The following is a 14,510-nucleotide window of genomic DNA, read 5'->3' on the forward strand; positions in this document are numbered from 1 at the left end:
CGTGTTCTAGTACAGAAGGAGGAGGAATCGCGATGGCAGTTACCCCACCGCCGCCGAGCGACGGGCCCGGAGGCGGCAGCCTGCGTAACCACGGAGGGACCCGCGAGGCGGCTGATCCGGCACTGCGGAGCGGTGCGAAGGTCCGGGAGCTCGATGTCGGCACCGCACCCACCCGGTACGCGCGGGGATGGCATTGCCTGGGTTTGGCCAAGACCTTCCGGGATGGCAAGCCGCACGCGGTCAACGTGTTCGGCACCAAACTCGTCGTCTGGGCCGACAGCGGCGGTGAACTGCGGGTACTCGACGCCTACTGCAGGCACATGGGCGGCGACCTGAGCATGGGCGAGGTCAAGGGCGACGACATCGCCTGCCCGTTCCACGACTGGCGCTGGTCGGGGACCAGCGGCAAGTGCACCGCGATTCCGTACGCGCGCCGTGTTCCCCCGTTGGCGCGCACCAGGAAGTGGACCACGCTGGAGCGCAACGGTCAGCTGTTCGTCTGGCACGACGTCGAAGGCAGCCAGCCGCCGCCCGAGGTCACCATTCCGTACATCAAGGGCCCCTACACCGACGCCGACGGCAACCCCAGCGAGGAGCTCGACGGCGGGTGGACCGACTGGACCTGGAACTCGATGCTGATCGAGGGCGCCAACTGCCGCGAGATCATCGACAACGTGGTCGACATGGCCCACTTCTTCTACATCCACTTCGCCTTCCCGACGTACTTCAAGAACGTCTTCGAGGGCCACATCGCCACCCAGTTCCTGGAGACCAAGGGCAGGCCGGACATCGGCATGGCCTCCAAGTACGGCGGTGACACGCTGCTGAAGTCGGAGGCCTCCTACTACGGCCCCTCGTACATGATCAACCCGCTGATCAACATCTACAGCGGTTACGAGGTCAAAAGCGTGCTGATCAACTGCCACTATCCGGTTACCCAGGACTCCTTCGTGCTGCAATGGGGCATCACCCTGGAGAAGCCGAAGGGTGTCGACGGCGAGATGGCCGATCGGCTGGCGGAGAAGATGACCGAGGGCATCAGTGTCGGCTTCCTGCAGGACGTCGAGATCTGGAAGCACAAGTCCAAGGTGGAGAACCCGCTGCTGTGCGAGGAGGACGGGCCGGTCTACCAGCTGCGCCGCTGGTACGAGCAGTTCTACGTCGACCTGGCCGACGTCACCGAGAAGATGACCCAGCGCTTCGAGTTCGAAGTGGACACCACCAAGGCCAACGAGGTGTGGGAGGCCGAGGTCGCCGAGAACCTGCGGCGCAAGCGCGAAGCCGAGGAAGCCGAGGCGGGTGTCTGATGGCGGCCACCTGGGCGAAGGCACCCGATTTCGCCGACCAGCCCGCTCGGCGAGCCGAAGTGCGCGCCCAGACCGTGGCCGACAGACAGCGGTATCTGGAGGACGGCCTGACCCCGCTACGGTGTCAGGCATGCCGGAGTCAGGTGCTGGTGCGCAAGAGCAGCTCACACCAGACGTCGGTGCAGTGGACCGGCGATCCGGCCGAGCACTGCCCGGTGTTCGCCGAGCTGAGCGCCAGCGGCTACGGGCCCGGTCGCCCGGAATCGTGCCCTCAGCTGGAGCGCACCATCGCGTGGGCGGTGGACGAGGGTCTGCTCGAAATCCCTGACTAGACCCGGTATTCGGGTGATCGGCGCATGCGTCGATCACCATGACGGTGACCGAGCTGTCGCGAGCGAGCCGCGAGTTGGCTACGTTGACCGGAACGACAAAGACCTTCGCGCCGGATCGGATCCCCTCCGTCCGGCGCCGTGGGAGGGAGTTTCGCGATGCTCGTGCACCACCTGGACTGCGCGACGATGTGCCCGTTCGGCGGGCGGGCGCTGCTCGGCAGCGGTGGACTGGTGACCGGCGAGCTGGTCGGTCACTGCCTGCTCGTCGAGACCGACGACGGGCTGGTATTGGTGGACACCGGATTCGGCATGGCCGATGTGCTCGACCGCAGCAGGCTCGGCTTCGGCACCGCGCAGCTGCTGCGGCCGCGGTTGCGTCCGGAACTCACCGCGCTGCACCAGATTCGGGCGCTCGGCTATCGGCGGGAGGACGTCCGCCACATCGTGCTCACCCATCTCGACCTCGATCACGCGGGCGGCCTGTCCGATTTCCCCGACGCCACCGTGCACGTCTTCGCCGACGAGCTCGACGCGGCGACCCAGCGGCCGACGATCGGCGAACGCTGGCGCTACCAGCCGCGCCAATGGGAGCACGGCCCACGCTGGCTCGCCCACGAAACCGGCGCCGACTCGTGGTTCGGGTTCACCGCTGTGCCGGTGCTCGAAGACATCCTGCTGGTCCCCCTGATCGGGCACACTCGCGGCCACAGCGGCGTCGCCATCCGGCAGAGCGACGGTTGGCTGCTGCATTGCGGCGACGCGTACTTCCACCACCGGGAGCTCGAATCGGCGAAGGCGCGTCCCCCGGTCGGGCTCGGGTTCTTCGAGGTGCTCGCGGGCACGCTGAGCCGAGCACGGGTGGAGAACCTGGAGCGGCTGCGCACGCTGCGCGCCGAACACGGCGACCGGATCCGGATGTTCTGCGCGCACGATCCGCGGGAACTCGCCGCGTTCGCCCCGGCGCCGGTGCACTGAACTTCAGTCCAGCCGGAAATCGGCGAAGTCGAATCCTGGTGCGACTATGCAGCTGACCAGGACATAGTCCGTACCCGCCGGGCGGGCCGCCTGGCTCACCCCACCCGGCACCACTGCCTGGAGCACCTGACCGTGCTCCAGGTCCGGACCGAGGATCACTTCTTCGCCGCCGATGTTCAGCGCCAGCGGCCCACCGCGATGCCACAGCCACAGCTCGTCGGAGCGCACGGTGTGCGGGGCCGACCGCTCACCGGGCAGCAACAGGAAATAGATCGCCGTCGCGCTCGCGCGCGGGCCGCCGTACCCCTCGGGCGTGAATTCGACCGGACTGCGCCAGGTTTCGCGGTACCAGCCGCCTTCGGGGTGCGGCGCGAGATCGAGGGCGACGGCGAGCGGCGGTCGGTTGTCGGTCATCGTTCGACTATGCCCGATTCCGTGCCGGTTCTCCGGTTTCCTCGATGCGCCAGGTGATGCCGAACGGCGCCAGTGCGTCGAGGAAGTCGGTCGCGTCGAAGGCTTCGGCCGGGGCCAGCGCGCCCGGCGCGGCGGCGCCTTCGGCCAGCCGGACAGCGGTTTCCACCGCCATCAGCGCCGAATCGCGATAGGAATCGACGCCGCTGACCACGCCGCGAACCAAGCGCCCGTCCGTCCCGGCCGCGTCGACCACGAGGTCGTAGCGCAGATCCGAGCTGGGCTCGTCGGGCAGCGTGTCGATGAGCTCGGCGGTGAACCCGCTGAGCGTGTCGAGGATCGAGGTGGCGAGCACGCCCTCGACGTAGGAGACGTCGGAGTGTCGCGGGATGGTGAGGACCGGTGGCTGCGGGAATTTCGCGACGGCGGTCGGCTCGGTGTCGCCGGGGAAGATCATCTTGTCGTGGCGCGCCGCCGCGCCGGTGCGCAGTTCGCCGTCGGCGTAGTGCCAGCCGCCGCCGCGGAACCAGTCCAGGCTGGCGAAGACGGTCTTGGCGCTGCCCTTGGAACCGTTGCCGCCGCTCTTGCTGAGGTGGCTCAGCACCACGTCGGCCGGTCCTGCGACGCGTCGGCTGGTGAGGTAGCCGAGCAGGTCGCCGGGGGCGTTGCTGTCGGTGATGCCGGAAACCACGGTGACGCCCGCCGCCGCGGCTCTCGGTCCGAACTCGTCGAAGACCCGCTTCAGGAACAGTTGCTCACCGGACATGTCGGTGTAGTGCGCGCCCGCCTCGATGGCCGCCGCGAGTACGGCGGCGCCGTGGTTCACGTACGCGGGCAGACTGCTGATCACCACGTCGGCGCCGGTGAATGCCGCGACGAGGGCCGCGTGGTCGGTCAGGTCCGCGACGCGCACGTCGGCGCCGGACAGGTCCGCGGCGTCGGCGGCGGCGCGGATTCGGTCCGCGTCGCGGCCCACCAGGATCGGGGTGAGTCCGCGGCGGCGCAGTTCGGTGAGCAGGTAGCCGCCGGTGTGGCCGGTGGCGCCGTAGACGGCGATCGCCGGGGAGGGTGCGGGGGATTCGGTCGATGTCATGGATGGAAACCTATTGCGGATCTACGAGTCATTCCATGGCCATATCGCTCGATGAGATATCTGAAACGCTCACATCGAGAGTGTATGGTGATCAGGTGGACATTTTGAGCGAGACGATCGCCGCCATCCGCACCGGCAGCCCGACATCCGGTCTGTTCATCCGGCACGCGCCCTGGGGCCGCAGGTACCCGGTGGTACCCGGCGCGGGTTTCCACGTCGTCTTGCAGGGGTCGTGCTGGGTGGTTCCGCCGAAGGGCGATCCGATGGCGCTCGGCGTGGGAGACGTGCTGTTCATGCCGCGCGGCGCCGATCACGATCTGGTCGACAGCCTGGACAGCCCGGTCACCGAGACCGCGCGGCCCGGCGAGCCGAGGGAGATCGTGGGGCCGGGTGCGCGGACCGCGCTGCTGTGCGGCGCCTACGAACTCGGACGGGGCCGCAGCCATCCGATCCTCGACGAGCTGCCCGAATTCATCCATCTTCCCGCGCGTCTCGGGCGTCATCCCGCGCTGCGCGGGGCGGTCGATCTGCTGGCCGCCGAGGTCGCCGAGCCGCGCCCGGGTAGTGACGCCGCCGTCCCCGCACTGTTGGAGACGCTGCTGCTGTTCATCTTGCGCGCGTGGTTCGACGAGCAGGCCGACGTCCAAACCTCCGGCTGGGCAGGCGCTTTCGCTGATCACGCGGTTGCCGCGGTGCTCCGTGCGGTGCACGAGGATCCCGCGCGCTCCTGGACCGTCCCCGATCTCAGCGAGGTCGCCGGGGTCTCCCGCGCCACGCTCGCCCGCCGCTTCACCGCGACGGTCGGCGAACCGCCACTGTCCTACGTGACCCGCTGGCGCATGCTGACCGCCGCCCGCCTGCTCCGTGACACCGACCGCGGTCTCGGCGCCGTTGCCCGCCAAGTCGGCTACACCTCGGAGTTCGCCTTCGCGAAGGCGTTCAAACGCGAATACGGCGTGGCCCCTGGGCAATACCGCCGCGCGGCCGACAGCCCGCCACTGGTCGCGGTCTGACCAGAGCGGCGCGGCGCGTTCACGTGTTGCAACGGTCCCGCCGCCGACATGACCGGCCTACCGGCGGGCTACCGGTGGACTCGGAGTCGCTCAGCTGAACGGCGAGCGGGGCCGTTCCTGGAGTTCGCCGTCCAGGTAGATGTCGACCTTCTCGTTGTAGAAGCAGACCAGCCCGGCCACCTTCTGGCTCTCCGGCAGCGGGGTGCGGTAACCCCACACGTAGTCGAAGTACTCTTTGCCGTCGACGCGAACGGTCCAGTAGTCGGCGGTGCCCTTGTACGGGCAACTGGTGTGGGTGGTCGACGGGTGCAGCAGATCCATGCGAACGTCCGTCATGGGCAGGTAATACCGTCGCGGCAAACCGGTTTCGAAGAGGATGCGCGGTGCGTGGGAGTCGGCGACGATCACGCCGTCGATCTCCACTCGCACGTGCCGCGAGCTGGCCAGGATGTCGACGCGCGTATACGGATCGCGCGGATGGACGTAGATCGGCTCGTCCTCCTCGAACCATTCGTCCATCGCGTCCCACTCCAGCCGGACGAGGTCGCGCAGTTCGGTGATCGGCGAATCGTGATATCGCAGCGCCGCCGCCCCGGCAGTCGTGCCGTCGACCGCCACGTCGTACACGGTCGCGTCGCCCCGGCTGGTGGAGTGCTGGGTGGTTCCGTGCGGTTCCAGCTTCGCGTGCAGATCCGCGACCGGCACATAGTAGGTCGGGTAGTGCGGGTTCTCCCACACGAGCACCGGCCGGACCGTGTCGGCCACCAAGTACCCGCCCACATAGACTCGCACTCGCTTCTGGCCGGTCTCGACGCGGACGCGGCCCCGCTTCGTTTCGGTCATATCTCCTGACCGTACTCCTCGCACGGGACCGCGCCAGCGGTGTGAATCGACGCTTCGAGTCAGTCGCCGACGGTGATGGCCTGGGCTTCACCGATGCTGTGCGGTGCGGGGTCGTGGTCGTCGATATGGGCCAGGACCGCGCGCCCGGCCAGCAGCACGCCGACGGAGGCGGCCGTGCATGCCGCGCCGACCCAGAACGGCAGCGCGACGCTGTGCTCGCCGAGCTTGCCCGCGAGGTACGGCGCGGCGGCGCCGCCCGCGAAGCGGACGAAGCTGTAGGCCGCCGAGGCGGTGGACCGCTCCACCGGCGCCGAGATCATCACGGCCTCGGTGATCAGCGTGTTGTTCACGCCGAGGAACAGCCCGGCCAGCACGGTTCCCGCGATCAGCACCGGCTTGTGCTCGGCGAACACGGCCATCACGGCCAGATCCGCCGCGAACAGGGCCAGCGACAGTCCCATCATCGGCAGCGAGCCGAACCTGCGCTGGAGGACCGGAGCCAGGAACACCGACGCGATCGCCAGCAGCGCACCCCAGCCGCAGAAGATGAAGCCGATCGCGTAGGTGCCCATGTCCAGCGGGAACGGGGTGTAGGCGAGCAGGGTGAAGAAGCCGTAGTTGTACAGCAGGGCGGTGATGCTCACGATCAGCAGTCCGCGATACCGCAACGCCAGGAAGGGCGCGGCGATCGAGGTCCGGTGCGTAGGCTCGGGGCCTTCCGGCACCAGCGTGACGATGCTGACCAGCGCGATAGCCATCAGCACCGAGACACCGAAGAACGGTCCGCGCCAGCTGATCCCGCCCAGCACGCCGCCCACCAGCGGTCCGGTCGCGATACCGATACCGAGCGCCGCCTCGTACAGGATGATCGCGCGGGCGACGCCGCCGCTGGCCGCACCGACGATGGTGGCCAGCGCGGTGGCGATGAACAGCGCGTTCCCCAGACCCCAGCCGGCGCGGAAGCCGACGATCTGCGCGACCGTGTTCGACATTCCGGCCAGCGCGGCGAACACGATGATGACGGCCAGCCCGGCCAGCAGCGTCTTCTTGGCGCCGAAGCGGCTGGACACCACGCCGGTGACCAGCATGGCCACGCCCGTCACCAGCATGTAGCTGGTGAACAGCAGCGACACCTGGGACGGCGAGGCGTTCAGCTGCTCGCCGATCGGCTTCAGAATCGGATCGACCAAGCCGATCCCCATGAATGCGATCACGCTCGCGAACGCGACCGCCCACACGGCTTTCGGTTGCTTGGTGTTCTCCGCAGCGGACGTGCGGGTGGCTGCCACAGTGCTCATCTATGTTCCCTCGAGATCGGACCTTGCTGTCGCACAGCTGCTTTCAGGGCCTCCAGTAGTTCGTGCAATTCGGCGTCCAGCCGGGCCGGGCGTTCGGTGTCGAAGCCGGGCATGCGGTGTCCCATCGCCTCGGGAATATTATTACATAGGCTAACTATCTATCTCTCGTGGGGTTTGCCACATCCGCTGCCGGGCCACCCCGTGGAGTCGTCGCACTCCACGGGGTCGTTCCGTGTTCTGCTGAATGGCGTTGCGCCGCAAGGGCGTTGCTGCGTCGTTTCTTCGTAATGGATGTCGTACTCGGCGGCGATGGGATTGATCTTCACCGGGTCCAGCGCCCCGTCGGTGAGTACCGACGGTCCTGCCTCGAAAAGGTCCTCGAGGTAGCACTCCCAACCGCCGGGGGAGGAGATCTGCAGTACGCGCGGCGGTGGCTGCGATCCGCACCGCAGGGCGTGCGGCACGCCGCGCGGCAGGAGCACGAACGTGCCTTCGGTCGCCGTGAACGTCCGGTCGTCGAACTCGACGTCGAGCGCGCCCGCCAGCACGTAAACGCACTCGTCCGCGACATGGTGGATGTGCCGTGGGATGTCGCGCGCGAGGGTCACTTCCAGCAGAGAGAACCTGCCTTCGGTGTCGGCGGTCGTGGCTTTGACGGCGAACGCGGGCGGGAGCGGCACGCGGCCCGGTCGTACTTCGCCGGGGCCGAGCAGGTGGAAACGATCGTCGGACATGGAACTGCTACCCTTCGTAGATATAAACGGAACCGGAATCCGATTCCGGTTAACTGAATCCGAAGGGATCGTCAGTGTCAAGGCCGCCATCGCCCCGCAAATCGCGCGCGGACGCCACGCTCAACCGCGCCCGGATCATCGCCGCGGCCCGCACGTTGTTCGCCGAGCGTGGCGCGGCGGTGCAGTTACCCGAGATCGCTCGGGCCGCCGGAGTGGGCATCGGCACCGTGTATCGCCATTTCCCCGCCCATGCGGAGCTCATCGAGGCCGCGGCCGAGCAGCGCTTCGCCGAGATCGAGGATTTCGCCCGCACCGAATGCCTGCGGGGTGCCGAGCCGGGCCAGGGGCTTGCCCGCTACCTGAGCCATGTCGGCGAGGTGCTGACGGCCGATCGTGGATTGTCCGCGGCGATCGCCGCAGCGCGCGAGTCGACGGGCAGCGAACCGCGGGGTGCGGCCAGGGCCCGGCTCGAAGCCGTGATCGGCGAACTGATCGAGCGAGACCGGGAAGCGGGAACGCTGCGCGGCGACTGCACGCCCGGTGACGTCTACCTGATCGTCGGCGCCCTGTCGGCGACGATCAGCAGCGGTAGCGGCGACTGGCGGCGTCTGGTGGAGATCGTCCTCGACGGTCTGCGTCCGAAGGGCGATCGAGTGGGTGACCGGCGCGGGTGAGTGCGTCTGCGACGTCGCGGCGGCGGCAGCCGCCCGGCTCGGGACTCGACGACACATGGACGCTGAGACGGCACGCAATGCGACGCCGTCGACACCGAGACGTGCGCATCGACAACGGAATCGATGCGCCCGGCCCTCAGGCCGACCGGGTCAGCGGCCGTCGCGGCGTGCCGAACAACTGAGCGTCCGCGTGGGCGCGCTTGAAGAACAAATGCGCGTCGTGCTCCCAGGTGATCGCGATGCCGCCGTGCAGCTGGACGGTCTCGGCCGCGATGGCGGTGAGCGCTTCCGAGCAGTGCACGCGGGCAACCCATACGTCCTCGGCGGCCGACGGGCTGTTCGCCGCCACCGCCGCCGTGGCCGCGGCGGACGCGGACCTGGCCGATTCCAGCAGCACGTACATGTCCGCCATGCGGTGCTTGAGCGCCTGGAAGCTGCCGATCACCCGGCCGAACTGCACTCGGGACTTGGCGTAGTCCACGGTCATCTCCAGGCAGCGATCCGCCGCGCCGACCTGCTCGGCGGCGACGGCGGCCCAGGCGATCTCGTGCAGCCGGGCGAGGGTCGCCGCCGGATCGCCGGACCCGAGTCGGCGGGCGGGCGCCGCGGCGAAGGCGATCTCGGCGAGTTTCCGGGTGGGGTCCATGGTCGGCGCGGACCGCCGGGTGACGCCCGCCGCCGTCGGCTCGACTTCGAAGAGACCGCCCCGGGTCACGACGACGAGGGTGTCCGCGGACATCCCGTCGAGCACGTAGTGCGCGGTCCCGGTCAGGACACCGTCCGTCTCGTGCACGCCCGGCTCGTCCCAGCCGCTCTCGCCCGCCCAGCAGACCGCGATCGCCCTGGTGCCCTCGGCGACCTCGGGCAACAGCCGCGCGCACGCCTCGGCGTCACCCGACAGCAGCACGGCTTGCGCACCGAGCACGGCCGACCCGAGCATCGGCACCCCGGCGAGTGTGCGGCCCAATTCGCCGACCACCAGCAGTGATTCCACCAGGCTCGCCCCGAAGCCGCCGTACTCCTCGGGAATCGCCAGCGCCGCGACGCCGATCTGCTCGCACAGCAGCCGCCACAGGGCCGGGTCGTAACCGAGTTCGGTGTCCATCGCGGCCCGCACCGCCGCGGACCCGGCGTGCTTGGTCAGCAGGGCGCGGACCGAGGCGAGGAATTCCTGGTGTTCGGCGCTGCTCATGCGATCCCCCGTTCGGCGCGATCCCGCTCGGTCTCCTCGCGCAGCGCGCGGGCGATCCGGGAGCGGTGCAAATCCGTTGTGCCCCAGGCCGAACGCAAGGCGGTCACCTTGGTCAGCCACAGCGAGAGGTCGTACTCGGCGGTGTAGCCGATGGCGCCGTGCACTTGGAGGGCGGCGCGGGCCGCGCGGTAAGCCGCGTCGCCGCAGGCGATCACGGCGGCCGACACGTCCCGGCCACGGGTGGGTCCGGTCATGGTCAGCGCGGCGCGGTAGAGCAGAGGCTCGGCCAGATCCAGCGCGATCAGCACGTCGGCGAGCTTCTGCTTCACGGCCTGGAATTCACCGATCGGCTTGCCGAATTGTTTGCGCTGCTTGGCGTATTCGGTCGAAGCGTGCAGCAGCGCCCGCCCAGCGCCGAGCAACTGGGCCGCGCAAGCCAGCGCACCGGTGTCGAATCCCGCCGTGGCGGCCTCGCGGACCTGTTCCCCCTCGGCGACGGCGTCGTCGGCGGCCACGGTGAACAAGCGCCGTGCGGGATCGATCGATCGCGTCAGGCCGGTGCGGTGCCCGGTGGAGAGCCGTGTTCCTTCGGCCAGGAGGACGACCTCGGCGGTATCGGCATCCAGCGCGACGCCGCTGCGGCCGGGCGCATCGAACGCGACAGTGCCCAGCGCCACGCCGCTCGCGAAGTCCGGCAACCACCGCGCGGCCGAACTCGGATCCGGAAGTGCTTGCAGCAGTGCCGGAAGCGCGGCGGCCGTCTCCACCAGCGGTCCCGGCACGGCCGCACGTCCGATCTCGTGGAAGGCGACGACGAGGTCGATCGGCTCGGCGCCGAGGCCGCCGTGCCGCTCCGCGACGGCCAAGCCGAGCACACCGGCCTCGGCCAGCTGCCGGATCAGGGCGCGGCCCGGTCCCGGATCGCCCGACGCCCACGCGCGCACCGCGGCGGGCGTGCGGCCCGCGTCCAGCAGTTTGCGCAGGCTGGCGCCGAAATCGAGTTGTTCGGGGCTGAGCGCGAATCTCATCGGCCGCTTCCTCTCGGTAGTCCGAGCAGCCGCTCGGCGATGATGTTGCGCTGGATCTCGTTGGTGCCCGCGTAGATCGGGCCGGACAGCGCGAACAGGTATCCGTCGGTCCACGGGCCGGAGCGTTCGGCCGCCGCGCCGAGCACCTCGAGCGCGGTCTCGTGCATGGCGATGTCGAGTTCGGACCAGAACACCTTGGTGATGGAGGATTCCGCGCCCAGCTTGCCGCCCTCGTCGAGCCGGGTGACCGTGCCGAAGGTGTGCAGCCGGTATGCCTCGCTGCCGATCCACGCGTCGACGACCGCGTCGCGCTGCGCTGTGTTGTCGTGATCGCCGGTGTCGAGCCACAGATCGATCAGCCGCCGGGCGGTGGCGCTGAACCGGCCCGGGCTGCGCAGCGAGAGGCCGCGTTCGTTGCTGGAGGTGCTCATCGCCACCCGCCAGCCCTCGCCGGGCGCGCCGATCACGTCCCGATCGGGCACGAAGACGTCGTCGAGGAAGATCTCCGCGAACCCGGGCTCGCCGTCCAGCTGCGGAATCGGACGCACGGACACGCCGTCGGCGCTCAACGGGAACATCACATAGGTCAGGCCCTTGTGCCGCTCGGCCTCCGGGTCGCTGCGGAACAGCCCGAACGCCCAGTCCGCGAAGGCGGCGCGCGAGCTCCACGTTTTCTGGCCGCTCAGCAGCCAGCCGCCGGTGGTGCGCCGGGCGGTGGAGCGGATACCGGCCAGGTCGCTGCCCGCCTCCGGCTCGGACCACGCCTGCGCCCAGATGTCGTCGCCGCGCGCCATCCGCGGCATGATCCGCGCGAGTTGCTCCGGCGTGCCGTGCTCGAACAGCGTCGGCGCCAGCAGGAAGATGCCGTTCTGGCTGACCCGCCCAGGCGCGCCCGCCGCGTAGTACTCCTGCTCGAACAGCACCCATTCCAGCAGCGAGGCGTCGCGCCCGCCGAACTCCTCTGGCCAGGCGACCACGGAGAGCCGGGCGTCGGCGAGGGTGCGCTCCCAGGCGCGGTGCGCCTCGAATCCGGCCTTCGTGTCCATCGAGGGCAGCGGCTGCGCGGGTTTGTTGGCGGCCAGGAATTCGCGGACCTCCCGCTGGAATTCCCGCGTCGCCTGGTCGAGATCCAGATCCACTACGTCGTTCCGTTCTGTTCTGCGGTGCTCGCGGAAGCCTTCATCGACTTGGCGTTCATGCCGCCCAGCGAGTCGGCGCCGACCTCGGCGTTGTGCGCGTGGGCGAAGTGGTGCAGACCGAAGACCGAGTCCATGCCCGATCGCATGCCCATCAGGTCCTCGGCCTGGTTGACCGCTTTCTTGGTCAGCGCGAGACCGAATTGCGGCATGGTGGCGATCTTTTCGGCCAGCGCCAAGGTCTCCGCTTCGAGCTCGGCGCGCGGCACCACCCGGTTGACCATGCCCCACTCTTTGGCCTGGGCCGCGCCGAACCGGTCGCCGGTGAACAAGAACTCCTTGGCCGCGCGCGGACCCATCACCCAGGGGTGCGCGAAGTATTCGACGCCCGGAATGCCCATGCGGACGACCGGATCGGAGAAGAATGCGTCATCGGAGGCGATGATCAGATCGCACACCCAGGCCAGCATGAGCCCGCCCGCGATGCAGGCGCCCTGCACCATGGCGATGGTCGGCTTGGGAATCTCCCGCCAGCGGCGGCACATGCCGAGATAGACCTCGAGCTCCCTGGCGAAGCGCTGATCGCCGCCGACCCGGTCGACGTGGTCCCACCACAGCGCGGCCTTGTTCTGGTATCGCACGTGGTGGTCGCGGCCCGGCGTGCCGATGTCGTGCCCGGCGCTGAAGTGCTTTCCGTTGCCCGCCAGGACGATCACTCCGACTTCGGGGTCCTCCACGGCGCGCTCGAAGGCGGCGTCGAGCGCGTAGGTCATCACCGAGTTCTGCGCGTTGCGGTAGTCCGGCCGGTTCAGCGTGACGATCGCGACGCGACCTCGCCGCTCGTAGGTGACCACCTCGCCCTCGTCCGGGATGGCCGGACCCTCGTTCGGGGTTGCCGGTTGCGACATTACGACTTCTCCTCACGTAGTTGACGCTTGAGCACTTTCCCGGCGGCGCTGTAGGGCAGCTGGTCGCGGAATTCGACGAACCGCGGCACCTTGAAATTGGCCAGCACGGTGCTGGCGTGGGCGAGCACCTGGTCCTCGGTGAGCGCCGAACCGGGCCTGCGCACCACGAACGCCTTGCCCACCTCGCCCATCCTGTCGTCGGGCACCCCGATGACGGCGGATTCGGCTACGCCGTCCAACCGGGCCAGCGCCTGCTCGACCTCGGCCGGATAGACGTTGAAGCCGCCGGAGATGTACATGTCCTTGAGCCGGTCGGTGATCTTCAGATACCCGCGCTCATCGATCACGCCGACGTCGCCGGTGTGCAACCAGCCGTCGGCGTCGATCGCCTCGGCGGTGCTGTCCGGGTCGTCCAGGTATCCGAGCATGACGTTGGGTCCGCGCAGCAGCACCTCGCCCGCCTCGCCCAGCCGCAGTTCGAAATCCGCGATCGGCCTGCCGCAGGTGTTCGCGATGGTCTCGGCGTCGTCTTCGGCGCGGCACATGGTGCCGAAGCCCGCGGCCTCGGACAGGCCGTAGGCGGTGATGACGACATCGAAGTCGAGCTCCGAGCGCATCCGCTCGATCAGCACCACCGGCACCGTCGCCGCGCCGGTGACGGCCACCCGCAGGCTGCTCAGGTCGAACCGGTCGCGGTCGGGGAAGTCCAGGATCGTCTGGTAGATGGTCGGCGGGCCGGGCAGCACCGTGACCTTCTCCGCGCCGATCAGCCGCATCGTCTCCGGCACGTCGAAGGTCGCCTGCGGGATGATCGTGGCGCCGGTGACCAGGCAGGCGAGAATGCCCGCCTTGTAACCGAAATTGTGGAAGAACGGACTGATCACCAGGTACCGGTCGTCGCGGCGCAAGGTGGCGCATTCGGCCCACGCTCGCACCACCGCGAGCGCCTGCCGGTGCGCGACCAGGGTGCCTTTGCTGCGCCCGGTGGTACCGGAGGTGAACAGGATGTCGGAGATTTCATCCGGCCGCACCGCCGCCGCGCGATTCTCGGCCTCGGCCACCGTGACCTGTTCGGCGACGATCGCCAGTTCCGACCAGTCCAGCGCGGCGATGTCCATGTTCTCGGTACCCGGTTCGACCGGAATCACCACGACCGTGTCGATGGCCAGATCCGGGGCGGCGGCGTGGAGTTCCGCGAGCCGGTCGCGGCCGAGGAACGTTCCCGCGATGAACAGCGCCTTCGCCCGCACCCGGTGCAGGACGTCGGCGGCCTCTTCGGCGACGTAGCGCGTGTTCAACGGCACCAGCGCCGCTCCGGCGTAGTGCGCGGCGAGCGCGGCGATCACCCAGTGCTGGGTGTTGGGCGCCCATATGGCCACCCGGTCACCCGCCCGCACGCCGCGCGCGATGAGCGCCCGCGCCACGTCCTGGACCGACTCGAGCAGATCGGCCCAGCTCAGCCGGACCGCGCCAGTCGCTACCGCGGGGGCGGCCCCGAATGTGCGCGCGGCGTGATGCAGTGCCATCGGTGTCGTTTGTGCAGGGGTTGTCACGGTTGTCCTTACC

General features: G+C 69.2%; 15 protein-coding genes. 5 read left to right on the forward strand and 10 right to left on the reverse strand.

Going from position 1 to position 14,510, the window contains the following annotated elements; all coding sequences use genetic code 11:
- Positions 1–32 precede the first annotated feature (32 nt).
- The 3 genes from ON34_RS02120 to ON34_RS02130 all read left to right on the forward strand — a co-directional run bounded on the left by ON34_RS02120 (position 33) and on the right by ON34_RS02130 (position 2,614).
- On the forward strand, positions 33–1,307 hold the full coding sequence (locus ON34_RS02120; protein WP_245547844.1) for a 3-ketosteroid-9-alpha-monooxygenase, oxygenase component: 1,275 nt from the start codon (positions 33–35) through the stop codon (positions 1,305–1,307).
- Positions 1,307–1,639 carry a hypothetical protein gene (locus ON34_RS02125; protein ID WP_051022071.1) on the forward strand — a complete coding sequence of 111 codons (333 nt, stop codon included), beginning with the start codon at positions 1,307–1,309 and terminating at the stop codon, positions 1,637–1,639. The genes ON34_RS02120 and ON34_RS02125 overlap by 1 nt, the downstream gene beginning before the upstream one ends.
- Before the next feature lie 156 nt (positions 1,640–1,795).
- Positions 1,796–2,614, forward strand: a complete 819-nt coding sequence (locus ON34_RS02130) for an MBL fold metallo-hydrolase (protein ID WP_040773588.1) — start codon at positions 1,796–1,798, stop codon at positions 2,612–2,614.
- Positions 2,615–2,617: 3 nt separating this feature from the next.
- Here ON34_RS02130 and ON34_RS02135 read toward each other — a convergent pair whose 3' ends face one another.
- A complete protein-coding gene (locus ON34_RS02135) occupies positions 2,618–3,028 on the reverse strand; it encodes a cupin domain-containing protein (RefSeq protein WP_040773369.1) in 411 nt (136 codons plus the stop codon).
- Positions 3,029–3,035: 7 nt separating this feature from the next.
- Entirely contained in the window at positions 3,036–4,118 is a 1,083-nt protein-coding gene (locus ON34_RS02140) for a saccharopine dehydrogenase NADP-binding domain-containing protein (RefSeq protein WP_051022072.1), read from the reverse strand.
- Positions 4,119–4,213: 95 nt separating this feature from the next.
- Between ON34_RS02140 and ON34_RS02145 the strand changes: the two genes are divergently transcribed.
- A complete protein-coding gene (locus tag ON34_RS02145; RefSeq protein ID WP_040773372.1) occupies positions 4,214–5,131 on the forward strand; it encodes an AraC family transcriptional regulator in 918 nt (305 codons plus the stop codon).
- A gap of 90 nt (positions 5,132–5,221) precedes the next feature.
- Here ON34_RS02145 and ON34_RS02150 read toward each other — a convergent pair whose 3' ends face one another.
- From ON34_RS02150 to ON34_RS02160, 3 genes are all read right to left on the reverse strand, one after another.
- On the reverse strand, positions 5,222–5,974 hold the full coding sequence (locus ON34_RS02150) for a DUF427 domain-containing protein (protein ID WP_040773375.1): 753 nt from the start codon (positions 5,972–5,974) through the stop codon (positions 5,222–5,224).
- A gap of 59 nt (positions 5,975–6,033) precedes the next feature.
- On the reverse strand, positions 6,034–7,272 hold the full coding sequence (locus tag ON34_RS02155; RefSeq protein WP_040773378.1) for an MFS transporter: 1,239 nt from the start codon (positions 7,270–7,272) through the stop codon (positions 6,034–6,036).
- 158 nt (positions 7,273–7,430) lie between these two features.
- A complete protein-coding gene (locus ON34_RS02160) occupies positions 7,431–8,006 on the reverse strand; it encodes a cupin domain-containing protein (protein WP_083889087.1) in 576 nt (191 codons plus the stop codon).
- Positions 8,007–8,080: 74 nt separating this feature from the next.
- Between ON34_RS02160 and ON34_RS02165 the strand changes: the two genes are divergently transcribed.
- Positions 8,081–8,680, forward strand: coding sequence for a TetR/AcrR family transcriptional regulator (locus ON34_RS02165; RefSeq protein ID WP_040773381.1), 600 nt, complete (start codon positions 8,081–8,083; stop codon positions 8,678–8,680).
- 136 nt (positions 8,681–8,816) lie between these two features.
- Here the strand turns inward: ON34_RS02165 and ON34_RS02170 are convergent, their stop codons facing one another.
- From ON34_RS02170 to ON34_RS02190, 5 genes are read right to left on the reverse strand one after another with little or no spacing between them, the layout of a single operon-like run.
- Positions 8,817–9,872, reverse strand: a complete 1,056-nt coding sequence (locus ON34_RS02170; RefSeq protein ID WP_040773384.1) for an acyl-CoA dehydrogenase family protein — start codon at positions 9,870–9,872, stop codon at positions 8,817–8,819.
- Complete coding sequence (locus ON34_RS02175) at positions 9,869–10,900, reverse strand: acyl-CoA dehydrogenase family protein (protein ID WP_040773388.1); 1,032 nt, start codon at positions 10,898–10,900, stop codon at positions 9,869–9,871. Before ON34_RS02175 ends, ON34_RS02170 begins: the two co-directional genes overlap by 4 nt.
- Complete coding sequence (locus ON34_RS02180; protein ID WP_040773391.1) at positions 10,897–12,039, reverse strand: acyl-CoA dehydrogenase family protein; 1,143 nt, start codon at positions 12,037–12,039, stop codon at positions 10,897–10,899. The genes ON34_RS02175 and ON34_RS02180 overlap by 4 nt, the downstream gene beginning before the upstream one ends.
- A complete protein-coding gene (locus ON34_RS02185) occupies positions 12,039–12,944 on the reverse strand; it encodes an enoyl-CoA hydratase (protein ID WP_051022074.1) in 906 nt (301 codons plus the stop codon). Before ON34_RS02185 ends, ON34_RS02180 begins: the two co-directional genes overlap by 1 nt.
- Positions 12,944–14,497 carry a FadD3 family acyl-CoA ligase gene (locus ON34_RS02190; protein ID WP_281032430.1) on the reverse strand — a complete coding sequence of 518 codons (1,554 nt, stop codon included), beginning with the start codon at positions 14,495–14,497 and terminating at the stop codon, positions 12,944–12,946. Before ON34_RS02190 ends, ON34_RS02185 begins: the two co-directional genes overlap by 1 nt.
- Positions 14,498–14,510 lie beyond the last annotated feature (13 nt).

Origin of the sequence: Nocardia pneumoniae NBRC 100136 (assembly GCF_000308755.1) — a bacterium.
Taxonomy (GTDB): Bacteria; Actinomycetota; Actinomycetes; order Mycobacteriales; family Mycobacteriaceae; genus Nocardia; species Nocardia pneumoniae.